Genomic DNA, 26,563 nt, shown 5'->3' on the forward strand with positions numbered 1-26,563 from the left:
TTGACGTTAAAGATGGCAAGACGGGAAAAGTACGCTTTGCCTCGGTGCCATCCTTTATGTTTGCCGCCGATCTTGAATTGCAGCTTTCGGACGGGCGGCATTTCAAAACCGATATCGGATATGGCGGGGCATTTTATGCCATCCTTGATGCTGGGCAGTTCGGGCTTGCGATTACACCAGAAAATGTTGGAAAGCTTAAGACCCTTGCCGAGGATGTTTGTGCGGCGGTCAATGCCAGCACCCTGCTTTCCCACCCTGATCACAATGATCTGGCCTTTTTGTATGGCGCGATCCTGACCGATGGCAAGGATGCATACGACAACACCCCGACACGCAATATATGTGTGTTTGCCAAAAACCAGGTTGATCGCAGTCCGACCGGGTCCGGAGTCAGTGCAAGACTTGCCATTCAACACGCCAAGGGACTGATAGCACCAAACCAAACCCGACAGTTTGACAGTATCATCGAATCAAGCTTTGAAGGATCGGTCGCCAGCACCACAACGTGCGGACCGCATCAGGCCATCATTGCATCGGTCAAGGGGCAGGCCCATTACAGTGGCACGGCCCGGTTCTGGCATGAAGATGGCGATGAAGTCGGGCGCGGCTTTATTGTTGGGTAGCGCATATTACCCCGACCATCCGACTACAGATTAGAAACCAAAAAGGGATGCCATCCTGTGCATCCCTTTATCTCTGATCATGACTTCTGATCAAATGTGTTGTGCGGTTCAGGACGCGGCTTCTTCGCGGGCCTTGCGTAAGCAGCCCATCAAGCTGTCGGCAGAGCTTTGAATGTGATCGGCAAGAAGTTCGACTGCCTCATCGACATTGCCAGCCTTGCAGGCTTCGAAAATCTCATGATGTTCGCGTTCGGCCCGATCTGTCGCCCCTGACAGGGCAAGCTGTGCCTGGGTGAAGCGCACCGTGTTATTGCCAATCATGCGAACAATTTCGAGCGTCTTAGGACGGTTCGATGCACGGTACAATCGATCATGAAATTCGCGGTTAAGCTCCCCCCATTTCGAGACATCGCCTGACCGGAATGCTTCATCATAGACCAGCAGGATATCTTCGACCGATTTGAGGTCTGCGGGGGTTAAACGCGGGACGGCATAACGCAGCAATTCACATTCAAGCAGTTTGCGAACCTCAAATAATTCTTCGATTTCATCAATCGAAAGATGCGAAACAATCGCGCCCTTATGGGGCTCAAAGGAAACAAGTCCTTCGGCGTCCAGACGTTGCAGGGCCTCGCGCACCGGAATACGGGACACATTATATTCACCGGCAATCGCATCCTGACGCAACTGAAAACCTGCGGGGAAATCGCCAGATAGAATGCGTGCCCGAAGGTCTTCGGTCACCTGATCGGTGATTGTGCGGCGGGTAAATCGCGGTGATGCAGTCATTTCAGCTCTTTTATTGTGTTACCCGGTCTTATTGCAGCCGGGAAAACTATTCGTTCAAACCGAAACATCGGTCTGGAAATAGTCATAACCGCGCATCAGCCAAGTCGCAATACAATTGCATATAGTATAATCTTGGCAGCAGAACCGATATACGACAAAGGGGGCATAAAGCCCCCTTTTGCATTTCTCTGATCATATGCGCATCAGGTCACAATGAAGCCATGCGCATAGGGATCGCGGTCATCAATAAAGATGGTGTTATAGCCGTGCTTGCGCGCCCATCCTTCAATCCCCGGTACCACCGCGTCATAGTCACCGACTTTGGTTTTTTCGACCACGGAAACGCGGAATTGAGATCCGATGATGCTTTCATGAACCAGCTCATCCGCCGGGTCCCAAAGACCTTTGGCGACAAGCTGTGCCAATCGGGCTGAGGAACCCGTCCCACATGGGGATCGATCAATCCCCTTATCGCCATAAAACACCGCATTGCGATGGGTGCTGTTGGGTTGGGTCGGTTTGCCTGTCCATTGAATATGCGACAGTCCTTTGATATCAGGATGCAGCGGATGGACAAAATCGCTTTGTGCATTCAGACGACGGCGGAGTTCCGGGCTGATGCGTTGCAGATCACCGGCAGTGAAATCTGCCATATCCGTGAAGTTTTCCTGTGGATCGACAATCGCATAGAAATTGCCACCATAGGCAACATCAACCTTGATCGGGCCAAGGTCCGGGCAATCGACTTCGATGTCGGTTTTATACAGGAACGATGGGACGTTGGTCAGCTTGACCGATTCAACATAATCCCCGACCTGTTTATATTCCGCAATGACCAGACCCGCCGGGGTTTCAAGACGCAACCTGCCCGGGACTTTGGGGGTTACCAGACCTTCTTCAATCGCCATGGTAACCGTGCCAATCGTGCCATGACCACACATCGGTAGGCAGCCGGACGTTTCGATGAACAGCACGGCGACATCATAATCATCGGATGTCGGATCATACAGGATTGAGCCCGACATGATGTCATGACCGCGTGGTTCAAACATCAGACCGGTTCTGATCCAGTCAAATTCCGCCAAAAAGTGCGCCCGCTTTTGCAGCATGGTGGCACCTTTAAGCTTTGGCCCGCCACCGGCAACCAGACGCACCGGGTTGCCGCATGTATGTCCATCTACACAAAAGAAACTGTTTTTCGCCATAGGGAACCTGAACTTAGAAACGATTGATACGGTAAGGCGTCATATTGATCGGTGTTTCTGATCCTGCGACAAGATCAGAAATCAACCGCCCTGTTGTCGCTGCCATGGTCAGGCCAAGATGCCCGTGACCAAATGAGAAGAAGACATTTTGATGTTTCGGGCTTTTGGAAATGACCGGTTTTGAATCCGGCATTGACGGCCGAAAGCCCATCCATTCCGTGCCGCCTTCGGCGTTAAGCTTTGGTAATGCTTCCTTGCCCTTGGCAAACAGGGCCTTGGCGCGGTCATAGTTGGGCGGGGCGATCAAACCGCCAAGTTCCACCGCACCGCCAACACGAATGCCCATTTCCATCGGGGTCATGACAAAGCTGTCATCGGCACAGATCACCATGCGCGAAAGTTTGGCATCATGATAGGGTACGGTCGTGTTATAGCCGCGCTCCGTATCAAGTGGTACAGGCGAGCCAAGGCGCTTGGCCAGCGTTTTTGACCATGCGCCGCAAGCAACAACAACACTGTCAAACGTGATCTGGTCGCCGGATGTCGTCATTGCGGCACGGGGTTTTCCGTCCCGATACACGAAATCGGTAACGTCGGCTGCCTCAAACCTACCACCCTGATCAAGGAAGCATTTATAAAGCCCCATGACGATCTTATAGGGATCAAGAACACGGCCCCAATCTTCTTCCATCACACCGCAGGCAAAGATCGGTGCAAGGTCAGGCTCAAGATCGCGGACTTCATCGCGGCTCAGATCACGGATTTTTATGCCGTTGCGACGGCGAAGATCGATTTCATAATCCGCACCACGCCGCGATGCGTCCGAGCGGTAAACCGCCATGGCACCTTCTTTTTTAAAGACAGCATCGGCAAGACCGGCCTTTGCGATCACGGGATCATAATCATCCCAAGCACGGTTAAGAAGAGCGGCCAGTTCGACTGCGATCTGTTCTACCCGGCTTTTGGAACTTGATGCGACAAACCGCAAGAGCCAAGGCATCATTCTGGGCAGGTAGCTCCAACGCACCGATAAGGGACCAAGTGGATCCATCAACCAGCCCGGCACATTCATGATGGTTCCGGGCATTGCGATGGGCGCACATTCCGTCACGGCAATACCACCAGCATTACCAAAAGACGCCCCCATACCCGGTTCGCCACGATCCAGAATCGTGACGTCATGTCCCCTGCCCTGAAGGGCGAGTGCCACATTCACCCCGACAATCCCCGCACCGATGACAACGACCTTATGGGCGGTTGGTGTCTGGCTTTTGGATTTTGGTTTTGCTTGGGACATATCGGGGCCTCAACTTTTGGGGGTTGCGTTGGCTTTTGGCGGTAACGATCTGCAAGATATCAGGAAACTCCCCCGCGATATTTCACGGGGGAGCTCACTGTTCCATCAAATACGCTGCCAATGCAATCATGGTTTTGTGGCGGGAGCGATGATTGCAGGCTTTGTGTCAGGCGTTAGACCGACGGGCGCGTATCGATGGCTTTCTGAATGATCGCTTTGATGGTTTCAAGTTCTTCACCAACTAGGGCCAGACGCGGCGCGCGAACGTGTGGTTTGCCAACGCCAGTCATTTCTTGTGCCAGCTTGATGTACTGAACCAGTTTGGCATGCACATCCATGTGCAGAATTGGCGTAAACCAGCGATAAATCGTCAGGGCTTCTTTGTATTTGCCTTCCGAAAGCAGTTTCCAAAGGGCGACTGATTCTTTCGGGAAGGCATCGGTAAAACCGGAAATCCAGCCAACAGCACCAAGAACCTGCGTTTCCATCACAAGATCATCCATGCCACAGAACAGAACAAAGCGGTCACCACAGGCATTATAAATGTCGGTGATGCGGCGCGGATCGCCGGAGCTTTCCTTGATCGCGACCAGATTTTCAACATCAGCAAGCTGATTGAATTCTTCTGGCTTGATATCGATGCGATACGCACCGGGATTGTTATAGATCATGATCGGAAGTTTGGTCGCACCGGCAACGGTGCGGAAATGTTCAATATTTTCGCGCGGATCGGCGGTATAGACCATACCCGGCAGCAACATCAGGCCATCCGCACCAAGTTCTTCACAGGTTTTAACGTAGCGGATGGCGGCCTGTGTCGAGAATTCGGCAACGCCGGAAAGAACCGGGATGCGGCCTTTGGTGATTTCGACAGCAAGTTTCAGGACGGCGATCTTTTCTTCAGGCTCAAGTGCGGTGTTTTCACCGACCGAGCCCAGCATGACCAAACCATCAACGCCCGCAGCGATCAAAGCTTCGATCTGTTCGGCGGTCATATCAAAATCGATAGAACCATCTTCGTTCATCTGTGTCGCAACGGCGGGGAAAACGCCAGTCCAGTTTACCTGCATGGGAAAGCAACCTCCTGATACAGCGCAGTGAATTTGACTGCGCCTTTAATGTTCAAATGCCCTTTGTCCAAAGGACCATATGCAATTCATGTATATTGTATACAAAATATAAAAAGCGGGTGCAACGGGATTTTTCAACAAAAAGAAAAGGGCCCGAAACCGGGCCCTTTGATTGATGTTCTCTCACCGCTTGTGATTCGAAAAATCAGGCCATCATGCCCGAAATGGTATCGTACGAAGACGGCTTGCCGGTTTGTTCCCGGTCACAACGGCCAATGTCCGGGTGATGATGACGCTGTCGCACAGTTCACGTTCAACCAGTTGGCGGGCTGCTGTGCCAAATCTGGCACGCTTGTCATCATCTTCCATCAATTCTTCGATGGCATCGGCCAAAGCATTCCCGTCACGAAGCGGCACCAAAAGACCGTTTTCGTTTGGCCTGACAATTTCGCGACAGCCCGGCACATCGGTTGCCACCATGGCAAGCCCGGATGCGGCGGCTTCTAACAACGCCTTGGGCAGACCTTCGCGCCAAGATGGCAAAACCGCCAAATCGGCATCGCGCAACAGTTTGGCAACATCATCTCGCTTGCCAAGCCATTCGACCAAGCCATCCTGCTGCCATTTGATGAGGTCCGCTTCAGTCGCACTGTCAGGATTGGCAAGATCAGCATCCCCGACCAAAACCAGCCGGTAACTGCGCCCGCGTGATTTCAGGATCCGTGATGCTTCGATCAGCTCCGCCAATCCTTTCGACCACAGCATACGGGCAACAAAAATCGCCGTTTTGGGTTCTGACATGGTTTTCTGAGCTGGCGCGAATGTTGAAATGTCCACCCCCGATCCCCGGATTAGCGTCAGCCGATCCGGCTTGAACCCAAGCTTGGTCATCAGGGCATGATCGTCCTGATTTTGCACAATCACATTGACCGAGCCAAACCGCGCATAAACCCGCAGGATCAGCGAGACGATCGTGCGGACCAGTTTTACCTTTGCCCCGCCGGAAACAAACAGGAAACCAAGACCGGTGACCATATTAACCGATCGTTTCGCCCCGACCAGAACCCCGGCAAACACCGATAGGACCACACATTGAATGGCGACATTAACAATCACATCAGGGTTTTCGCGCCGGATCAAACACGCCAAGGCCTTCACCGTTTTTAGCGATTTGATCGGGCTGAGACCACCACGTGCAATTGGCACATTGACCACCCGGAAACCTTCTTTGCGAAGGCCTTCCGTCGCAGTACCAACATTGCATGCCACAACAACATCATCGCCGCGCACCAGTGCTGCACGTCCAAGTCCAATGCGATGAGAAACAAAAGACCAGTCTTCCGCGCAGACGATCATAGTCTTACGACGCATCTGCGCTTTGAGCTTTCCCGGCAATGAGTTTTCTTTGACCAACATTTCCCGGCGCAAGAAGGCCAAAGAAAGCGACAGCATGAAGACGCCAAACCACCACGACGTCCAGAACGAATAGTTAAACAACCCGGCAAACCAGTAAGCCGCCAACATTGCGAGTGTGAGGCCAGCCACGTTTATGCCATTGCGACACACATCCTTGAAGGCCGTCACTGCTAACAGCGCGACCAATGACACCATTGTAACAAGCCCAATAATGCCTGTTTCGAGCCAAATCTCCATGAACCAGCTATGGGGATGCCCAGGTAAAACCGATTGAGTTGAACTGCCTGCCAGATCATTTGCACCCGGCACCCAAGGTGCCGCGTTGATGCCATAACCAATCAAGGGATGATCAAAAACATGGCTATAGGTGAACTGCCAGATCATTTGGCGATGAACATCGACAAGCACTGTTGGAAGATAAGTGACGAAATCACGTAGTTCTATCGTGCTCTGAGTCAGACTGCTTAACCAAAACAGTGCGAGGCCAACAGTTCCCGATATCCCAATCAAAACACCAAACTTTAGCGCACGGGACTTAATGTGCAAGATAGCACAAAAACCAACAGCACATGCCGCTGCCAGAATTGCTGCCACGTTGGCCCGTCCGTGCGAAACTTCGAGTATTGGCAGGATAGAAATAACAACCGCCAACGAGGCATATTTCCTCAGCCCTTTTTGATCAATGGCATCCGCAATGAGCATCATTGCGCCAAAAATCAGGAAGCTTCCGACTGGCTTGAGGCGACGTGTAATATCAAAATGAAATTCCGGTTCACGCATCGCTTCTAAAGAAAGAAGCTCCGGATAAACCAAAATTGAAATCACACAATATGCCGCGAGAACCCAGGTTGCATAAATGCATGCATCCCAAGCCAATCGTGCCTTCGGGGCGATGAGCCACATCAGGTACCAGATACCGGCAATCATTGAAAAACGTGCCGCCCACGTCCCAAGCGATTTCGCAGGAACGACGGAAAGACTTGCCGAGACAAGGAAAACAACAAGCGCCAAACCGACAACAAGCCCGATTGGCCCAGTAATGTCGGATCGCATTTTACGCCATGCTTCACCATGGTCTGCAGAGGCAACAGCAAGAATTAAAGAAAGTGCTAACCCGACACCCAAAGCCGTCCGCCCAAAGAAAAACAGCGGTGCAGAAATGCCAAACAGGATGGCGGCAAGGCCAAGCACGGTGTCGCGCCAATGCCGTGTCGGGACAGTTTGTTGCATGATCTATGGTTCCAAATTGAAGTCTGCCATCTTGCTAAACGTGGACTGCGCCCACGTCAATCATGGATCGACCTGCATGCGGGGCATGTGGTTTAATTGTCGCGACAATCTTCAACCTATTCTGATCAAGGGATGATTATGACGGATATGAAAGCTCTTTTTCGCTTTCCGGGGGAACGCAAAATCGCCCTTGTCGATTGCCCTATTCCGTCGCCGACCAAAAACGCAATTCTTGTCCGCACCAGCTATAGCCTGATCAGTCCGGGCACCGAGTTTTCCCAAGTCAAACAAACCACCGCATCGCTGCTTCACAAGGCATGGCAGCGCCCAGATCTTGTCGCGCTAACATTGCGCACCCTTGGGTCTGAGGGCGCTTCACGCACACTTGATCGGGTAAACAACCGCCTTAATCAGCCCTTGCCCATGGGCTATTGCGGTTCTGGCGTCATTCACGCCACCGGTGAAAACGCCGACGGGTTTTCTGTCGGGCAAAGGGTTGCCATTGCGGGGATGGGTCATGCCAATCACGCCGAATGGAATACTGTTCCCATCAATTTAGCCTGCCCCATACCCGAGACAGTGAGTGACCAAAAGGCCGCTTTTACCACCCTGTATGCCTTGGCACTCCATGCCATGCGGCAGGGCGAGACTGCGATTGGTGATCGGATCGCAATCATCGGTGCAGGATTGATCGGACAATTGGTTGGCGAAGTCGCAAGGGTCGCAGGTGCCCATGTCGAGATCATTGAACCCGACGCATTTCGCCGTAACTCCGCGCTACAAAACGGCGCACATGCCTGTTTTGCTACGTCATCCGATGCAACGGCAAACACATTTGATGCTGTCTATATTTGCGCCCCGGCCAAAGGTGCAAACCGTCAGATTGATGCTGCGACACGGCTATGCCGGGATCGGGCACTTATTGTCTGCACTGGCGATGTCGCAATCAATGCCGAGCGTCCCCCCCTTTACGCCAAGGAAATTACCATCCGGCAAGTGCGATCTTATGGACCGGGGCGCTATGACCCGGGATATGAAGAGCTTGGGCAAGATTACCCGATTGGTCATGTCCGCTGGACGATCAAGCGTAACATGCAAGCCGCCCTTCATCTGATGGCCGACGGCAGGCTTGATCCAAGCCCCTTGATCACAAGCGAAATCGCATTTACCGACATCGCCGATCATTTCGCCAAAGGCCCCGGTCCTGATCATCTGGCATGCATTGTCCGCTATGATACTGCAAGCTCCCAACCAGCTGAACAGAAGCCCACCAAGAAAACACCAATCCCGTCAAACGTAGCGATTAAACTAGGACTGATTGGTGCCGGAAATTACTTTGGTGGCAACTTGCTGCCCGTTCTGAACAAGCGAGAAGATATCGACATTGTTTCTTGTTGCTCGCAAAACGGTATTTCGGCCATGGCATTGGCGCGGAAGGTTCCTTCTGCCCAAGCCATATCTTCGGCACAGGATGTTATTAATGATCCGCATGTGAATAGCATCATGATCACCACCCGCCATGACAGTCACGCGGAACTTGCTGCGATGGCATTGATGGCGGGCAAGAATATCTGGCTGGAAAAACCGATTGCGGTTGATCACGCGGGCCTTGAGGTGTTTCGCGACCAAAATGCGCGGACAACGGGAAACAGCATCTTCATGCTTGGCCATAACCGCCGTTATACCCCGATGAGCGCGGCATTGCGAGCAAGCCTGCCTGATGGCGCGAAACATTTTCGCTATCGGGTTCGGTTTTCCCCACTGCCTGCCAATCACTGGCTTTACCACCCCGGACAAGGAGGCCGAACACTTGGCGAGATCAGTCATTTCATTGATCTGATCCAAAGCCTGATCGGACGCGATATCACTGAAATTACGTGCAACTGGTTGGATCGCAAGATCGGGGACAGCATCTGGCAGCTGCGTTTCGCCGATGGATCAACCGGCGAAATAAGCTATCTTTTGACCAATCGGCGTTGCGCAAAAGAAATCCTTGAAATCAATGCACCCGGATTTGATGCCAAGATCACCGGCTGGCGGAAACTTCAGATCAATGGCCGTACTGTTATGCGCAACTGGTTTGGCCAAGACAAAGGTCAGAAGGCCGCAATTGATGCCTTTGCCGATGCGATCACATCAGGTTCCTCGCATCCACTGACACCCAGCCTAACCGATGAAATCACCTTGATGGCCCGTATTCTTAAGGCCGCAAACAGCTAGCGTTGATTAATGTGGTCCGGCATACAAAACCAGCAATGGCAGGGTCAATATACTGACAATCGTCGTGATCAGAATGGTCGTTGATGACCGATCAATGCAGATATTATAGCTGCCCGCCAAAATCGCGACATTGGCCCCGGATGGAAGGGCTGCAACCAATGTGACAATCGTCAACCAAAGCGGCGGCAAGTCAAAGATGAAATGCCCGACCGAAAACACCAGAAGCGGCTGAACAAACATCTTGGCAACCGTACACAACAAGCTGGCACTTAGATTACCGCGCACCGACTGACCATAAAGCCCGGCCCCGACAAGCAACAACGCGATGGTCGGACCTGCGGTTTTAAAGCGTTCTAGCGTGCCATCGACCATTTCGGGCATACGAAGACCCGAAAGCGAGGCCAAAACACCCAGAACAATGGCAATGATGATCGGGTTTTTAACCACGCGCACAACGCTGCGCAGGACTTTGGACAGCCAATGACCATCGCCACTGCGGGTTCCTTCGACAATCAGGATCGTAAGGCCCATCAGGGTCAATGGATGGATGGAAAGAACAATCAAAAGCGGCACCAGACCTTCTTCGCCATACACCGCCTGAACCAAGGGAATGCCCAGCAAAACAATGTTGGAAAACACCCCGCCCATGGCGGTGATTGCCGCCTCGTCGGTTTTGGCCTTAAGCCATGCGCGGGCAACAAAAAAGACCAGTGCAAAGTTCAAAAGAATGCCGGTGTAATAGCTTCCCCACAGGCGCAAATCGAAATGCGCGCTGATATCGGATTTCGATAAGGTCTGAAACAGCATCGCCGGGATAAAGGCATTCATCGCAATTTTGGCAAGGAACGGGATGCCTTCGCGGGAAATCACCTTGAAATAGATTAAAAGGAAACCACACAGGATCGTCAAAAAGACAGGTCCAACTTTTCCGACGATCAGATCAAGCATGCTTCCCCCGGCATAATGCACTGCAAGGCACGACAAGGGCCCAAACCCGAATTATCGTGCAAAAAGAAAGGACAGCACCATTGATGCTGTCCTGAAATACTACAAAGCAATTTAGGTACTTACCAGCCTTACGACCCAAATCCGGGGCAAGGCTGCTATGCAGATCAATTACCCGGGTCGGTTTGAACCCGCTTCACAGCGTTTTTCCACCCGGCCAAAAGACCGGCCCGACGCCCGTCTTCTATCTTGGGCTCGAAGCTGGCATCCAGGTGCCAGTTTTCGGAAATATGATCGAGATCGCGGTAAATACCGGCCTGCAAACCGGCAAGATAGGCCGCACCAAGGGCGGTTGTTTCGGTGACTTCCGGGCGTTCAACGGAAATGCCCAAAACGTCTGAAAGCATCTGACACAGCCAGTCGTTTGAGACCATGCCACCATCCACCCGAACGGCTTTTGGTGACACACCGTCTGCCGCCATGGCTTCAAACAGATCGAATGTCTGATAACAAACACTTTCAAGGGCGGCACGGACGAATTCACGCGGCCCGGTATCACGGGTCAGGCCAAAGATCGCCCCACGGGCATCCGGATCCCAATATGGCGCGCCAAGCCCGGTAAAGGCCGGAACCAGATAAACCCCGTGATTGTCATCCAATGATTTGGCCAGACCTTCGGTTTCGGCAGCCGATTTGATAATGCCAAGCCCGTCACGCAACCATTGCACTGCCGCACCCGCAACAAAAATCGCCCCTTCGATCGCGTAGCTGGTTTTACCATTCAAGCGATAGCCAATGGTGGTTAATAAGCGATGCCGGGATGTAACGGCCTCATCACCGGTATTAAGGATCACAAAGCAGCCCGTACCATAGGTACTTTTGATATCGCCCGGTTTAAAGCAGCACTGACCAAATGCCGCCGCCTGCTGATCACCCGCCATGCCAAGAACCGGAATTTCTGCGCCAAACAGATCCGCATCGGTAACACCGAAATCAGCTGCACAGTCTTTGACCTCCGGCAGCATATTGCGTGGTACGCGGAAGATGTCACACAGTGTGTCGTCCCATGCATTTTCACGAATATTGAAAAGGTTGGTGCGGGCTGCATTGGTGGCATCGGTTGCATGCGATTTGCCGCCGGTCAAACGCCACAACAGGAAACTATCCACCGTGCCAAAGGCAAGATCGCCCTGCTCTGCCCGGGCACGTGCGCCTGATACATGATCCAAAATCCACGCGACCTTGGTGGCGGAAAAATACGGATCAATCAAAAGACCCGATCTTGCATTCACCGCATCTTCAAGTGACGGATCGCGTTTTTTCAGATCATGGCACAGCGATGCGGTGCGGCGGTCTTGCCAGACAATAGCGTTATAGACCGCCTTGCCGGTTTTGCGATCCCAGACCACGGTGGTTTCACGCTGGTTGGTAATGCCAATGGCTGCGACCTGTTTGATATCAACCCGTGCGAGCGCCTCTTTGCAGACGGCGACCACAGTACTCCAAAGATCTTCGGGATCATGTTCGACCCAGCCACTATTGGGGAAATGCTGTGGGAATTCCTGCTGTGCGACGGAAACGGAACGACCGTTTTCATCAAAAACTATCGCACGTGAGCTTGTCGTTCCCTGATCAATGGCAAGGATGTAACGCGTATCGGTCATGTTCATTTTCCTCCCGAGCCGGCAGTTTTCCTGCCGTACGACCCTGCATGAAGTCATGCGGTACGGCCTGCCTTTGCGGCAAGACCGATGGTTTTATCGCTCTATTTAGAAAACAATTTACCCAAAAAACAATTCGTTTTCGAAAATTTTTTGCATTTTTCTCGTAAAGTGACTGTTTCGCCCGCCAATCCAGACAGTCCCGCTTGGGTAAAAACTGCCCGTTAATAGCGGCACAGGGTTTGCATCTTAACGCAGGAGTTTCAATTTTAACCGGCATCTTTTTCCCACGGAGGGCTCTTGATGGGATTGTATGACACATTGATGAGCGTCACCAACACCGCCTATAGCGCCAAAAACGCCGTAGAGCAGGCAAGGACAATTGCATCAAACAGCCAGCCGCTTCCTGAAAAAGACAAGGAAGAAAATGCCGAGCTGGCCTATATCCGCGAACACGGTTTCACCACCTATGTGAAAGAAATCGAAGATCGCAAGATCGAAGAAATGCGCGCCAAGATCCTGCAAGGCATGGGACTTGATGAAAATGCGCTTGCTGAAATGGATGCCCCGCAGCGTCAAGCGATTGAAAAAGCCATTTCAGACGCGATTGAGCAGAAGCTAAACGGCAATACGCTTGCCAATACTGAAATGGGCAAAGCCCCGAACGGTGATGAAACCAGCGGCGAGCGCCGGGATCGCATGCAGGCACAGATCGCATTTAACCCGCGCATGTTTGCTGTCTTCACTGACCTTCAATCTGAGCTTCCTTCGGGTTCATCCCAGTCCATTCTTGGCGATGAAAAAGACGCCAATGGTGCACGAAAAAACAAAAACATTTTGGGCATCTAATCTGGCGACAGTCAGCCTGACCTTCCAGATCAACCAAAACAAAGGGCGCTGCAATTTGCAGCGCCCTTGTTGCGTTCTGAGAGATGGCTGACGGTTTATTCGTCAACACCGCCAATGCAGACATATTTGACTTCAAGGTAATCCTCGATGCCGTATTTAGATCCTTCGCGGCCAACACCCGATTGTTTAAAACCGCCAAACGGCGCGACTTCGGTTGCCATCACGCCGACATTGACACCGACCAGACCGCTTTCAAGGCCTTCGGCCAGTTTCCAGATGCGCGAGATATCGCGTGAATAGAAATAGGATGCCAAGCCGAACTCGGAATCATTGGCCATTTCCAACACTTCGTCATCGCTGTGGAACCGGATCAACGGTGCCATCGGACCAAAGGTTTCTTCGCGGAAGACAATCATGTCGCGGTTGGCATCGGCAATCACGGTTGGCTGGAAGAACGAGTTGCCTTTTTCATGGCGCTTACCGCCGGTCAGGATGCGCCCGCCTTTGGAAACCGCATCAGCAATCTGCTTTTCAACCTTTTCAACAGCCTTTTCATTGATCAGCGGACCAATGACAACGCCTTCGTCAAAGCCATCACCAACGGTCATTCCGGAAACCTTGGCAGCGTATTTTTCAGCAAACTCGTCATACACCTTGTCATGGATGAACAGACGGTTGGCACAAACACAGGTCTGACCGGCATTGCGGTATTTCGAGGCAATCGCCCCTTCAACCGCTGCATCGATGTCGGCATCTTCGCAAACAATGAACGGCGCATTGCCGCCAAGTTCAAGACTGATTTTCTTAACCGTGTCGGCACATTGACGCATCAACAAACGCCCAACCGGGGTTGATCCGGTAAAGGTCAGTTTGCGAACGGTCGGGTTCTGCGTCATTTCAGCGCCGATCTCGACCGCATCACCGGTTACAATCGACAGCAAGCCTTTTGGCAAACCGGCACGTTCGGCCAAAACCGCCATGGCAAGGGCCGAGAACGGTGTTTCCATTGCCGGTTTAACCACCATCGCACAGCCAACGGCCAGCGCCGGGGCAGCTTTGCGGGTGATCATGGCCGTCGGGAAGTTCCACGGCGTGATGGCGGCACAAACGCCAACCGGTTCTTTCAAAACCATCACACGGCGGCCTTCGGCAAAGGTCGGGATCACGTCACCATAAACGCGTTTGCCTTCTTCGGCGAACCATTGCAGGAAGCTGGACGCATAGGCGATTTCGCCTTTGGCTTCGGCAAGGGGTTTGCCCTGTTCGGCGGTCATAAGGGCGCCAAGGTCGTCCTGATTTTCCATCATCAGGTCGTACCATTTCATCAAAATGACCGAGCGCTCCTTGGCCGTGCGCTTTTTCCAAAGCTTCTGGGCCTTTTCCGCCACCGCAATGGCATGTGCAACCGCATCACGGCCCAGAACCGGCACTGTGCCGATAACGTCGCCGGTTGCCGGGTTGGTGACTTGTTCTGTTTTCCCGTCTGGGGCATCGACCCACTCACCGCCAACATAGGCCTGTTGGGTGAAAAGTGACGGGTCTTTAAGCGAAACCATTATAGTGCCTCCGGATTTCTTGATTGGGAGCGACAAGATTGGATATCCCAACATCTAGTCTGCTCCGTGCGTAATGCCACATCTTTGCGAGATATTTCTCCCTTGGCAATCGCAAACAGCACCCTTTCACAGCTTTGCTAGAAGATTGCGACTTTCCCCTGCCGAACCGCCGGTTTTAGCAGAAAGTGCAGTGCGCTGATCCAACGCGACCTGTTCCGAGCGCGCAAAGATCGCGTTGATGCGCCATCGCCACCTTCTGATAACCCCGGGTCGTATTTTTTCATTTTTTAGCGATTCTGAGCATTCCACAGGACTGATCGGAACCGAAACACCGGCTTCATGCCAACCGTGTTCCTCAAGAGGTTTACAAAAAAAACAGCAATAACAATCTGTTACATTGCTATAATTTCAGTTCATTATCGAAAATTTCAAATCGCCATAATTTTCACTTGCAATTATTCTGGGGCGTTCGTAACGTTTATGAAAGAACAGAATGACAGTTGAGAACATCTGTCACAAATAAGGGCACCAGGGAGGATACGGTTGCTCACTTCAGAAACATACGACATCGCCATTATTGGCGGTGGCATCAATGGCACGGGTATCGCACGCGATGCGGCGGGGCGTGGGCTTAAGGTCTTTTTGTGTGAAAAGAACGACCTTGCCAGCGCAACCTCATCCGCCAGCACCAAGCTGATCCATGGCGGCCTGCGCTATCTTGAGCATTATGAATTCCGACTGGTGCGCGAAGCACTGATTGAACGCGAAGTTCTGCTGCGCGCTGCCCCGCATATCATCTGGCCGTTACGGTTCGTTCTGCCCCATGTCAAAGGCCTGCGCCCGGCATGGATGATCCGGCTTGGACTGTTTCTGTATGATCATCTTGGTGGTCGTGAAAAGCTTCCCGGTTCCGAAGGCATCAAACTGAAAACCCATCCGGCAGGCCAACCCCTGGTCAGTGGTATGGAAAAGGCATTTGTCTATTCTGATTGCTGGGTTCAGGATGCCCGCCTTGTGGTTTTGAACGCGATGTCGGCCCGAGATTTGGGGGCACATATTGAAACCCGTACCGAATGCATTTCGGCAAAGCGCGGTGGTGATGTCTGGAACGTCACGATCCGCAATTCCGATGATGGATCGGAGCGCACCATCAAGGCCCGATCACTGGTCAATGCGGCGGGTCCATGGTGTGCCGAACTTCTGGAAAACCGGGTCGAAGCCAAAAAGAAACAAGGCATTCGCATGGTTCAGGGCAGCCACATTGTGGTACCCAAACTGTTTGATCATGAATATTGCTATATCTTCCAGAACCCGGACGGGCGGATTGTTTTTGCCATTCCCTATGAGCAAGACTTTACCCTGATCGGCACCACGGATCGCGACTACAAAGGTGATCCGGCCAAGGTGGCGATCAGTTCGGAAGAAACCGAATATCTTTGCCAGCTTGCCAACACCTATTTCGAAAAAAAGATCACCACAGATGACGTCGTTTGGGCCTATTCCGGTGTCCGGCCGCTTTATGGCGATGGCAGCGAAGACGCATCACAGGTCACACGCGACTATGTTCTTGAAATTGATCGCGGTGATCGCACCGACAATGGTGCGCCGCTTCTAAACATCTATGGCGGCAAGATCACCACCTATCGCAAACTTGCGGAATCCGCGATGAGCAAGCTGTGCCCCCTGCTTGGGCACGATGACACCCGTTGGACGGCGTCCAAACCGCTTCCCGGTGGCGATATTCCCGATGCGGATTTCGAACGTTACCTTACTGCGATGCACAATAAATTTCCGTGGATTTCACAATCACACATCTACCGCTACGTGCAAAACTACGGCACACTCACCAATACGATAATTGGTGAAGCGTCTGATCTCAAAGGGCTTGGCAAGCATTTTGGCGACGACGTATATGAATGTGAATTGCGCTATCTGGTAGATGCCGAATGGGCCAAATCGGCCGAAGACGTTTTGTGGCGCCGATCCAAACTCGGCCTGCATTTATCGGATAAGACGCGTAATGCCATTGTCCAATGGTTCAAAACCGAACCGAAATCAAAAAACACCGTGAAAGCGGGCGAAGGAAACAGTGGAAAATGACCCTTACGCTTGAAAACATAACCAAGACCGTGGGCGGGGAGACCCACATTGATGATGTGTCCATGACACTGGAACCAGGTTCGTTCAATGTCCTGTTGGGGCGGACCTTGGCCGGTAAAACGACACTGATGCGCATCATGGCCGGGCTTGAACCGCCAACCCGTGGCCGCATTTTTGTTGATGATGTTGATGTTACCGGCATGGCTGTACAGAAACGTAATGTCGCCATGGTCTATCAGCAGTTCATCAATTACCCGTCGATGAATGTCTATGACAATATTGCATCCCCGCTGAAACTTCAGGGCGTTGATGCCGCTGAAATCGAAAAGCGTGTCCGCGAGACTGCAGAACTGATGCATATCGAACATCTGCTTGACCGCTTGCCACAGGAACTATCGGGTGGGCAGCAGCAGCGTACCGCAATGGCGCGCGCGATGGTCAAGGATTGCAAGCTTCTGCTGCTTGATGAACCGCTGGTCAATCTTGATTACAAATTGCGCGAAGAATTGCGCGAAGAAATTCCCAATCTTTTGGCCAAACGCGACACCATTGTTGTCTATGCCACGACCGAACCGATGGAAGCCCTGCTTCTGGGCGGGAAATGTGCAGTGATGCATGAAGGTCAGATGACCCAGTTTGGCCCGACCACGTCGGTGTACCACAACCCGGCATCGGTTGAGACCGGCCTGATCTTTTCCGATCCGCCGATCAACCTTGTCGGGGCCGAAGTGCGCGATGGCATGATCTTTATGAAAAGCGGCCATCAGGTACCACTTGCCGGGCATCTTTCGGATTTACCATCCGGGCAATACACCCTTGGCATTCGCGCCAACCATCTGTCGGTTGACCCAACCGGCACAGACACCATTGCCATGCAGGGACAGGTCGAATTGGCCGAAATCACCGGCTCGGAAACCTTCGTTCATGTGCATTTCAATGATGTGTCCTGGGTCATTCAGGAAGAAGGTGTTCACAACCCGCGTCTGGGTGAAGCCACCGCATTCTATGTCGATCCAACACGCCTGTTTGCGTTTGACGCAAACGGACAACTCGTGGCCGCGCCGCCGGTCGAACTTTCCACTGGCAAAGCGGCGTGAGGATAGAAAAGTAAAATGGCACGTATTGATCTTAAAGGCCTTGCGCATTCCTATTTCCCCGATCCGAAAACGGACGAGGATTATGCCCTGCGCCGTATGGAACATGTTTGGGAAGATGGCGGTGCCTATGCCCTGCTTGGCCCGTCTGGCTGTGGCAAGACCACCCTTTTGAACATCATTTCCGGCCTTCTGACCCCGTCACATGGTCAGGTCCTGTTTGATGGCAAAGACGTCACCGGTCTGGCCCCGGAAGAACGCAACATCGCACAGGTTTTCCAGTTCCCGGTGATTTACGACACAATGACTGTGTATGAAAACCTTGCCTTCCCGTTGCGCAATCGCGGCGTCGATGAAAAACGCGTTGATGCCCGTGTGCGCGAAATCGCCGGGATGCTTGATCTGACTGGTAAGCTTAAGCAAAAGGCGCGCGGTCTGGGTGCTGATGAAAAACAGACGATCTCGCTGGGCCGTGGTCTGGTACGAGATGATGTTTCGGCCATCCTGTTTGACGAACCGCTGACCGTGATTGACCCGCATCTGAAATGGGTTCTGCGCCGCAAGCTTAAAGAAATTCACAACAAGCTGCGCCCGACCATGGTCTATGTCACCCACGATCAGGTCGAAGCACTTACTTTCGCCGACAAAGTTGTCGTCATGTATGGCGGCAAGGTCGTGCAGTTGGGCACGCCGCAGGAATTGTTTGAAAACCCGGCCCATACTTTCGTTGGTTATTTCATCGGAAGTCCGGGCATGAACATCATGGATTGCAACATTGATGATGGTGCCGCCTGGATTGACGGGCAGCGTATCGGTCTTTCTGATCGTCACCTTGACGCGGTTTCCAAACTAAGCGGGAAGATCGAACTGGGTATTCGCCCGGAATTCCTGAAACTTGAAACCGGCGACGTTGCCAAAGGCGATGGTGTTGAAGTCAACATCATCAAGGTCGAAGACCTTGGCCAATACAAGATCGCAACCACCCGCTTTGGCGCATCGGAAATCAAGGTCAAGCTTGGCGAAGATGCGCAAATCATCGGCCAGTCCGGAATTCTGCGCTTTGCGCCGGAATGGACCAAGCTTTACGCCGACAGTCAGTTGGTCGCGTAGGGGGGAATGGGGAAATGAACAAAATCACCAACAACAAGGCCTGGTTCCTCGTCCTGCCGGTCTTCTTTATCGTCGCCATCAGCGCGATCATTCCGCTGATGACCGTTGTGAACTATTCGGTTCAGGACATTTTCGATCCGCAGACCCGTTTCTTTGTCGGGACCGAATGGTTCGAACAGGTTCTGGCTGATAGCCGCCTGCATGATGCGCTGCTGCGTCAGATCATCTTTACACTTAGCGTGCTGTTGATCGAAATTCCGTTGGGCATTGCGGTTGCGTTGACCTTGCCGCGCAAAGGCTGGGGTGTTTCGGCATCAATGGTCTTGCTTGCCCTGCCCTTGCTTATCCCATGGAATGTAGTTGGCACCATCTGGCAGATTTTCGGCCGTGCCGACATTGGTCTTGGTGGCTATATCATCAATCTGATGGGCATTGATTACAACTATTCCCAAAATCCGATGGATGCGTGGGTCACGGTTCTGATCATGGATGTCTGGCACTGGACCAGTTTGATTGTTCTTCTGTGCTATGCCGGTTTGCGCTCCATCCCGGACGCCTATTATCAGGCAGCCAAGATTGACGGTGCATCGCGCTGGGCCATTTTCCGCTTTATCCAGCTTCCGAAAATGCAATCGGTTCTCGTGATTGGTGTGCTGCTGCGCTTTATGGACAGCTTCATGATCTATACCGAACCGTTTGTCCTGACAGGCGGCGGGCCGGGAACAGCCACAACATTCCTGAGCCAGTTCTTGGTCACCATTGCCGTTGGTCAGTTTGACCTTGGTCCTGCAGCTGCATTCTCGCTGATCTACTTCCTGATCATTCTGCTGGTTTGCTGGGTTTTCTATACCGTCGTGATGAACGCCGGAAAGCGGGAGGAACAATAAAATGCAGTTCCAGAAACGTCATATCGGACTTCTACTTTATATCGTGTTCCTGTTGCTGCCGATTTACTGGCTGTTCAACATGTCGATCAAAACCAATACAGAAATTCTGGGCACAATGACCTTGTTCCCCGACAATCCGACATTGGCAAACTATGCCACGATCCTGACCGATCCGGCCTGGTATTCGGGCTATATCAACTCGATGATTTATGTCGGGATCAATGTGGTCATTTCATTGGTTGTCGCCCTTCCAGCAGCCTATGCCTTCTCGCGGTTTAACTTTACCGGCGACAAGCATCTGTTCTTCTGGCTTCTGACCAACCGTATGGCACCGCCTGCTGTGTTCTTGCTGCCGTTCTTCCAGCTCTATTCAAGTGTCGGGCTGTTTGACACCCATATTGCTGTGGCATTGGCACACTGCCTGTTTAACGTGCCACTCGCGGTCTGGATTTTGGAAGGCTTTATGTCGGGCATTCCAAAGGAAATCGATGAAACCGCCTATATCGACGGCTATTCGTTCCCGCGCTTCTTTACCACGATCTTCATTCCGCTGATCCGTTCGGGCATCGGGGTTACCGCCTTCTTCTGCTTTATGTTCAGCTGGGTGGAACTTCTTTTGGCCAGAACGCTGACCTCGGTCGATGCAAAACCGATCGTGGCCACCATGACCCGTACGGTTTCCGCATCGGGACTGGATTGGGGCGTGCTTGCCGCAGCGGGTATTTTGACAATCGTTCCCGGCGCCTTGGTGATTTGGTTCGTTCGTAACTACATCGCCAAAGGTTTCGCGATGGGTCGCGTGTAATCGGAAAACAGGAGGAATATCAACATGACTTGGATGGCCTGGACCCCGGTTACCGCAGCATTCTTTAGCTGCATCATCCTGACCTTGATCGGAATGGGAATTTGGCAGGCGGTTTCACCAACCGTGCCGCGCCGTGGCTTTTTGCCACTCGAAACAACGCGCGGGGATCGCCTGTTTATCAGTTTGCTTGGTGCGGCCTATATCCATCTGGGATGGCTGGCATTTACCGATGCCGCGCTTTGGATTGGCTCCATCATTGCCCTTGTATGGCTGCTTGTTGTCATGCGCTGGGGCTAAGAAATCAGGAACGGTGCCGTGTCCTACAGCGGTTCCGTTCCTTCTTCACTCATATGCAGTGGGTACCCGTCTTCCCCCACTGCTCATGACCGGATCGACCGGATGCGAAAAAAGGAAGACGACCAGGGAGAAAACGACATGATCGTTAAAGCCAAAGGCGCCTCTAGCATTGTTAAAGGCAGTGCCGTTGCAGTCGCTCTTGGTCTTGCTGTGCTGGCAAACCCGGCCATGGCAGACCAATATACCGATGCCGCCAAGAAGTGGATCGACAGCGAGTTCCAGCCATCAAGCATTGATAAAGATGCTCAGATGGCCGAACTTGAATGGTTCATCAAGGCTGCTGAACCGTTTCGGGGCATGGACATCAATGTGGTGTCCGAAACCATCACCACGCATGAATATGAGTCCAAAGTTCTGGCAAAGGCTTTCTCGGAAATCACCGGGATTAACCTGACCCACGATCTGATTGGCGAAGGCGATGTTATCGAAAAACTGCAAACTCAAATGCAGTCAAACCGCAACATCTATGACGCGTATATCAATGACTCGGATCTGATCGGCACCCATTCGCGTTATGACGCGGTTGTGCCGCTGACCGACTTCATGGCTGGCGAAGGTAAAGACGTTACCTCTCCAACCCTTGATCTCGATGATTTCATCGGTCTTTCCTTCACCACCGGTCCGGATGGCAAGCTTTATCAGCTTCCTGATCAGCAGTTCGCGAACCTTTACTGGTTCCGGTATGACTGGTTCCAGCGTGAAGACCTGCAAAAGCAGTTCAAGGACAAATACGGCTATGATCTTGGCGTTCCGGTTAACTGGTCTGCCTATGAAGACATCGCTGAATTCTTCACCAATGATGTGAAGGAAATCGACGGCAAAAAAGTCTATGGTCACATGGATTACGGTAAAAAAGACCCGTCACTTGGTTGGCGCTTTACCGATGCGTGGCTGTCGATGGCTGGTGCTGGCGACAAGGGCATTCCGAACGGCCTTCCGGTCGATGAATGGGGTATCCGTGTAGAAGGGTGTTCCCCGGCTGGCTCAAGTGTCACCCGTGGTGGTGCAGCAAACGGCCCGGCGGCTGTTTACGCGCTGACCAAATACATTGATTGGCTCAAAGCTTATGCTCCGGCAGAAGCAGCAGGCATGACCTTTGGCGAAGCTGGTCCGGTTCCGGCACAGGGCCAGATTGCGCAGCAGATCTTCTGGTACACTGCCTTTACCGCCGATATGGCCAAAGCAGGCACGCCGGTTGTGAATGACGATGGCACGCCGAAATGGCGTATGGCGCCGTCACCGCATGGCCCGTACTGGGAAGAAGGCATGAAGCTTGGTTATCAGGATGTGGGTTCCTGGACACTGATGAAGTCCACCCCGCTTGAGCGCCGCAAAGCTGCATGGCTTTATGCGCAGTTCACGACCTCGAAATCGATCTCGCTGAAAAAGACCCTGACCGGCCTGACGCCAATCCGTCAGTCTGATCTTGATACCCAGGCGATGACCGATATCGCACCAAACTGGGGCGGTCTGGTTGAATTCTATCGCTCACCAGCCCGTGTTCAGTGGTCGCCGACCGGTACCAACGTTCCGGATTACCCGAAACTGGCTCAGCTCTGGTGGCAGAACGTTGCCGAAGCTGTAACTGGTGAGCGGACCCCGCAGGAAGCAATGGATAACCTTGCAACCGAAATGGACCGCGTCATGCAGCGTCTCGAACGTGCCGGCATCGGTGGCGAATGTGCACCGAAGCTGAACGAAGAACGTGACGCTCAGTACTGGTTCGACCAGCCGGGTGCTCCGAAACCACTTCTTGCCAATGAAAAACCGCAGGGTGAGACCGTTAAATATGACGATCTGATCGCGGAATGGAGTGCTGCCCAGTAATTCGGGCTTCACTACTGGGGGTGTCGGGGGTGATTTATCATCCCCGACCGTCCCTTCCCAAAACCACCATTTGCACGATCAACGATTTCAAAGACACCTTTTTCATTAAGTCATAAGACCTAAAAGCAAAAACCCAAGACGTCCGAAAACGGATGCGAAATGTCCCAAACGGGAATGTCTGCCTCAACAAGAACTGTGGCAAGACAGGGAGGAAAAAGTGAATAGCGCCATTCAAAAACGTCGCGCAGGCCTTGGCATTCAAGGTCGGCTAATGGCTTCGTTTGCCCTAATTCTGGTATTGGCCGGGGTTTCATCGGTCGTATCATGGGTGTCGTTTGGTAACAGTCGCGACCTTGTTGCCGACATCACTACCGATAGTCTGCCGTCAATCATTCGCCAGATGGAACTGGCTATGGATGGCGTAGGCCTTGCCGCGCAGGCCCCCGTTCTTGCAGCGTCCCGCAATGCCGACGAGTTGGCCGCGACACAGGCACGCCTTGATACATTGATTGCTGACGCCCGGCTGCGACTGACCGAAATTGCCGAGGCCAATCCCGAACCGGTGATGATAGACGTTTCCGCTCCACGTGACGAAACCGCCGAGGATCCAGCATCGGAAGATGCCCCGCCCTCAGAGCCCGAACTGGTCGATGCGATCCCGGCCCTGACCGCACAGCTTGATGACATTGTTACCCGCCGTGAAACCCTGCATGATCTGACCACCCAGCGCCTTGAGATAGAGGAAAAGCGCGGTGATCTGACGCTTGATATGGTTTTTGCCTATGCTGACTTGTCGGAATTCCTCAATCCGCTGGTTGAGGTGGTTGATATCGATGTATCACGTGGGATCTCCCGGGTTTCGAATGGCAATCTTGATGCCGCCGCAACACTTGAAGAAACCATCGCCTTTTCACAATTGATTGCCGAAATACGCGCCAATGTGAACCTTGCCTTTGGCATGTTGACCGCTGCTATTGCCGTACCCGAGGGGGAGGCGATGGATGAAGTCCGCAACCAATGGAGCTGGGCGGAATTGCGCATTTCCGATGCGCTCGAAGAATTGCCCGACACTGATGACGGCACTCAAATTCGTGACCTTGCCAGGGCCCTTTTGGCGTATGGCGCGGGTGGCAAGAGTGTGTTTGATCTGCGCGAAACCGAATGGGACAATCACTACCAGACCGAACAAACCCTTGAAGCAACGCTCGCCAGTGCCGAAGCCCTGTCGCATTCCATCACCTTGATGGTCGATAGCAAACGGGTCGAGGTCGATGCCAATGCGACCGATGCGCTATCGCAGGTGGTGCGCGATCAAAAAGTGATTGCGTTTATCGGTGGCGCTGTTCTGGTGATTTCACTTTTGATCCTGATTTTCTATGTACGGGGCAACCTGATCAAACGTCTTTTGCGGGTGATTGACGGCATGCGCCGTGTGGCCAACGGCGACCTTTCGACCGAAGTCAAAGATCAGGGGCGCGATGAAATCGGGCGCATGGCCGAAATCCTTGGTCAGTTTCGCGAAACCAGCCTTGCCGCCCAGCAGGCTGAAGAAAAAGTTGCCCGCGAACGCGAACACGCCGAAACCGAACGCACGCGCGCCATGCTCGATCTAGCAGATGCGTTTGAGGCCTCCATCATGCAGGTCGCCCAAGGGGTTGCCCGCGAAGCGGAAAACATTCAGGCAACCTCAAATCAGGTGCGGGACCGTGCACAGGCCGCATCCTCAAATGCGACCGGTGTTGCTGGCGCGTCCGAGGAAATCTCGATCAATATGGCGTCGGTATCTGATGCCACGCATTCACTGTCTGAACGGGTACAGGATACCGGCAACCGGGCACAGAAATCCGTCGAGGCCGCGACCAGTGCAGTTGAAGCCGCGCAGCGCACCAATGCCACGATGCATGAACTTGAAACCGGTGCGCAGGAAATCGGCGAGATCCTTAACCTTATTCAGGACATCGCTGCCCAAACCAACCTTCTGGCACTAAATGCAACGATCGAAGCCGCCCGCGCGGGCGAAGCCGGAAAGGGCTTTGCCGTGGTTGCGCAAGAAGTCAAAAACCTTGCCAATCAGACCGGGTCTGCAACAGATCGTATTGCCGAACGGATCAATGAAATTCAGTCAACCACCGGCATCGCGGTCAAGGCGATTGGGGGTATTCGTGACAGCATCACCGGTATTAATGAAACCGTCAGCGAAATGTCCGATGCTGTCAGCGAGCAACAGGAATTTGTCGCCGAAATCGCCAGTAATGTCGAACAGTCCGCCACCGCGGCCAGTGAAATGAACAGCACTATCGCACAGGTTAGCACGGCCGCAGATGATAACCTGCATGCCGTGGATGGCCTGCTCGATGCGACGGACCGCCTGCGTACGCAATCTGATGATCTGGGCAATCGTGTTCGTGATTTCCTTGCCACCATTCGTTCCGACCAACCGGCAGATCACGCTTCTGACCAGAACCGAGACATGCGCCCAACCAGTTCCTCCCTGCCATGAGCGAACTTGCCGGGGCAAATACGGTAAATGGCCCCCATTTGCCGTATCGGCCCCGGCGCATTTTTTACGCCCGTAGCACAGCAAAAATGTTAGACAGAATTCCATGAAAACCTTAATCGCCCATTTTTCAAAGTCCGTCGTGTGCAAGACTGTTCTGCACAAATCGGAAATGTCGGCTTTGCAGCCTACGGCCCTTCTGCTGGCTGCATCGCTGACATTGGCCACATTCACCGGTCAGGCCCATGCCTCTTCTGTACTTGATGACGGCATTTCGGCCTATCGCCATGGTGACTTTGAAAAATCGGCACAGGTTTTTACCTCGCTTGCCGATCAGGGCAACGCCACCGCGCAATATCTTCTGTCCTGCCAAATGATCAATGGGGCGGGGATCGATGCCAATGAAGATGGCGGTTGGGATATGATGAAACAGGCGGCGGGCAATCAAAACCCCGATGCCAGCGTTGTCATGGCCCGCAAGCTTGAAGCCGAACAGGCCCCGCGCGATCTGGTGCGCGGCCTTTATCAACAGGCCGCCGATCAGAACCAAACCCAGGCCATGCTTTGGTTGGCCCTTGATGCCGTCGATCAGGGCAACAACGATGCCGCCAAATCCATGCTTGAACAGGCATGGGAACTTGGCGACCCGCGTGCTGCCACCCTTCTGGCCAATCGTTTCACCAAATCCGATACCGGACGGTATCAGTATCTCCGTGCTGCTGCCCAGCGCGGCGAAATGCGTGCTGCGGCCTATCTCGCCGAAGAAGCCCGGTCCGTAAAGGACACGGCCGAGGCAGTTGGGTGGTGCGCGATTGCCACCGGACTTCCCGGCCATAACGAAGATGTCGACTGGAAAACCATTGGCGATGCGGTTGAAAAGAATTGCGGTGCATATGACAAGGAACTGGAACCCGCCGCCCGTGCAGAAAACCGCGAAAAGGTTGATCAGTTCCTTGCCCGGTTCTTTGAAGGCTATCAGCCTTGGACGCCTTGGCGGGCGTGTAGCGTTAACTAGCTTAGCGTGA

General features: G+C 53.0%; 20 protein-coding genes (1 of these 20 running past the window's edge). 12 read left to right on the forward strand and 8 right to left on the reverse strand.

Translation table 11 applies throughout. The annotated features are described in order from the left end of the window. Positions 1-623 carry the 3' portion of a proline racemase family protein gene (locus tag ACQ0MK_RS10895; RefSeq protein ID WP_430472600.1) on the forward strand. It extends 457 nt beyond the left edge of the window, so 623 of the gene's 1,080 nt are visible here — the last part of the coding sequence; the start codon falls outside the window, past its left edge; it ends in the stop codon at positions 621-623. Between the two features lie 108 nt (positions 624-731). Here ACQ0MK_RS10895 and ACQ0MK_RS10900 read toward each other — a convergent pair whose 3' ends face one another. From ACQ0MK_RS10900 to ACQ0MK_RS10920, 5 genes are all read right to left on the reverse strand, one after another. Further along, positions 732-1,412, reverse strand: a complete 681-nt coding sequence (locus tag ACQ0MK_RS10900; RefSeq protein WP_430472601.1) for a GntR family transcriptional regulator — start codon at positions 1,410-1,412, stop codon at positions 732-734. A gap of 203 nt (positions 1,413-1,615) precedes the next feature. Continuing rightward, on the reverse strand, positions 1,616-2,617 hold the full coding sequence (locus tag ACQ0MK_RS10905) for a 4-hydroxyproline epimerase (protein WP_430472602.1): 1,002 nt from the start codon (positions 2,615-2,617) through the stop codon (positions 1,616-1,618). A 13-nt stretch (positions 2,618-2,630) separates the two neighbouring features. Further along, positions 2,631-3,914, reverse strand: coding sequence for an NAD(P)/FAD-dependent oxidoreductase (locus ACQ0MK_RS10910; RefSeq protein WP_430472603.1), 1,284 nt, complete (start codon positions 3,912-3,914; stop codon positions 2,631-2,633). Between the two features lie 173 nt (positions 3,915-4,087). Continuing rightward, positions 4,088-4,984, reverse strand: a complete 897-nt coding sequence (locus tag ACQ0MK_RS10915; protein WP_430472604.1) for a dihydrodipicolinate synthase family protein — start codon at positions 4,982-4,984, stop codon at positions 4,088-4,090. Between the two features lie 213 nt (positions 4,985-5,197). Continuing rightward, positions 5,198-7,630, reverse strand: a complete 2,433-nt coding sequence (locus ACQ0MK_RS10920; RefSeq protein ID WP_430472605.1) for a glycosyltransferase — start codon at positions 7,628-7,630, stop codon at positions 5,198-5,200. A 138-nt stretch (positions 7,631-7,768) separates the two neighbouring features. Here ACQ0MK_RS10920 and ACQ0MK_RS10925 point away from each other — a divergent pair, with 138 nt between their 5' ends. Then, positions 7,769-9,850: a bi-domain-containing oxidoreductase gene (locus ACQ0MK_RS10925; RefSeq protein WP_430472606.1), complete on the forward strand. Its 2,082-nt coding sequence runs from the start codon at positions 7,769-7,771 to the stop codon at positions 9,848-9,850. A 6-nt stretch (positions 9,851-9,856) separates the two neighbouring features. Here ACQ0MK_RS10925 and ACQ0MK_RS10930 read toward each other — a convergent pair whose 3' ends face one another. Then, positions 9,857-10,798: an AEC family transporter gene (locus ACQ0MK_RS10930; RefSeq protein ID WP_430472607.1), complete on the reverse strand. Its 942-nt coding sequence runs from the start codon at positions 10,796-10,798 to the stop codon at positions 9,857-9,859. Positions 10,799-10,962: 164 nt separating this feature from the next. Then, a complete protein-coding gene (gene glpK / locus ACQ0MK_RS10935) occupies positions 10,963-12,459 on the reverse strand; it encodes a glycerol kinase GlpK (RefSeq protein ID WP_430472608.1) in 1,497 nt (498 codons plus the stop codon). Between the two features lie 300 nt (positions 12,460-12,759). Here glpK and ACQ0MK_RS10940 point away from each other — a divergent pair, with 300 nt between their 5' ends. Next, positions 12,760-13,305, forward strand: a complete 546-nt coding sequence (locus tag ACQ0MK_RS10940; protein ID WP_430472609.1) for a hypothetical protein — start codon at positions 12,760-12,762, stop codon at positions 13,303-13,305. Positions 13,306-13,400: 95 nt separating this feature from the next. On the opposite strand, the gene ACQ0MK_RS10945 is transcribed toward ACQ0MK_RS10940, so the two are convergent. Further along, complete coding sequence (locus ACQ0MK_RS10945; RefSeq protein ID WP_430472610.1) at positions 13,401-14,861, reverse strand: NAD-dependent succinate-semialdehyde dehydrogenase; 1,461 nt, start codon at positions 14,859-14,861, stop codon at positions 13,401-13,403. 543 nt (positions 14,862-15,404) lie between these two features. Here ACQ0MK_RS10945 and glpD point away from each other — a divergent pair. From glpD to ACQ0MK_RS10990, 9 genes are all read left to right on the forward strand, one after another. After that, positions 15,405-16,961 carry a glycerol-3-phosphate dehydrogenase gene (gene glpD, locus ACQ0MK_RS10950; RefSeq protein ID WP_430472611.1) on the forward strand — a complete coding sequence of 519 codons (1,557 nt, stop codon included), beginning with the start codon at positions 15,405-15,407 and terminating at the stop codon, positions 16,959-16,961. Further along, positions 16,958-18,058, forward strand: a complete 1,101-nt coding sequence (locus ACQ0MK_RS10955) for an ABC transporter ATP-binding protein (protein ID WP_350160276.1) — start codon at positions 16,958-16,960, stop codon at positions 18,056-18,058. The genes glpD and ACQ0MK_RS10955 overlap by 4 nt, the downstream gene beginning before the upstream one ends. Before the next feature lie 15 nt (positions 18,059-18,073). Further along, positions 18,074-19,165, forward strand: coding sequence for an ABC transporter ATP-binding protein (locus ACQ0MK_RS10960; RefSeq protein WP_430472612.1), 1,092 nt, complete (start codon positions 18,074-18,076; stop codon positions 19,163-19,165). A gap of 14 nt (positions 19,166-19,179) precedes the next feature. Beyond that, positions 19,180-20,052, forward strand: coding sequence for a carbohydrate ABC transporter permease (locus ACQ0MK_RS10965; protein WP_430472613.1), 873 nt, complete (start codon positions 19,180-19,182; stop codon positions 20,050-20,052). 1 nt (position 20,053) lies between these two features. Further along, a complete protein-coding gene (locus ACQ0MK_RS10970) occupies positions 20,054-20,857 on the forward strand; it encodes a carbohydrate ABC transporter permease (protein ID WP_430472614.1) in 804 nt (267 codons plus the stop codon). A gap of 24 nt (positions 20,858-20,881) precedes the next feature. After that, positions 20,882-21,154 (forward strand): DUF2160 domain-containing protein, encoded by a 273-nt coding sequence (locus ACQ0MK_RS10975; protein ID WP_430472615.1) that lies wholly within the window; start codon positions 20,882-20,884, stop codon positions 21,152-21,154. A 138-nt stretch (positions 21,155-21,292) separates the two neighbouring features. Next, positions 21,293-23,041, forward strand: a complete 1,749-nt coding sequence (locus ACQ0MK_RS10980; protein ID WP_430472616.1) for an ABC transporter substrate-binding protein — start codon at positions 21,293-21,295, stop codon at positions 23,039-23,041. A 217-nt stretch (positions 23,042-23,258) separates the two neighbouring features. Beyond that, positions 23,259-25,541: a methyl-accepting chemotaxis protein gene (locus tag ACQ0MK_RS10985; protein ID WP_430472617.1), complete on the forward strand. Its 2,283-nt coding sequence runs from the start codon at positions 23,259-23,261 to the stop codon at positions 25,539-25,541. A gap of 103 nt (positions 25,542-25,644) precedes the next feature. Next, complete coding sequence (locus ACQ0MK_RS10990) at positions 25,645-26,553, forward strand: tetratricopeptide repeat protein (RefSeq protein ID WP_430472618.1); 909 nt, start codon at positions 25,645-25,647, stop codon at positions 26,551-26,553. Positions 26,554-26,563: the final 10 nt, after the last annotated feature.

It is taken from the genome of Thalassospira lucentensis (assembly GCF_050516545.1).
Lineage (GTDB): Bacteria > Pseudomonadota > Alphaproteobacteria > Rhodospirillales > Thalassospiraceae > Thalassospira > Thalassospira lucentensis_C.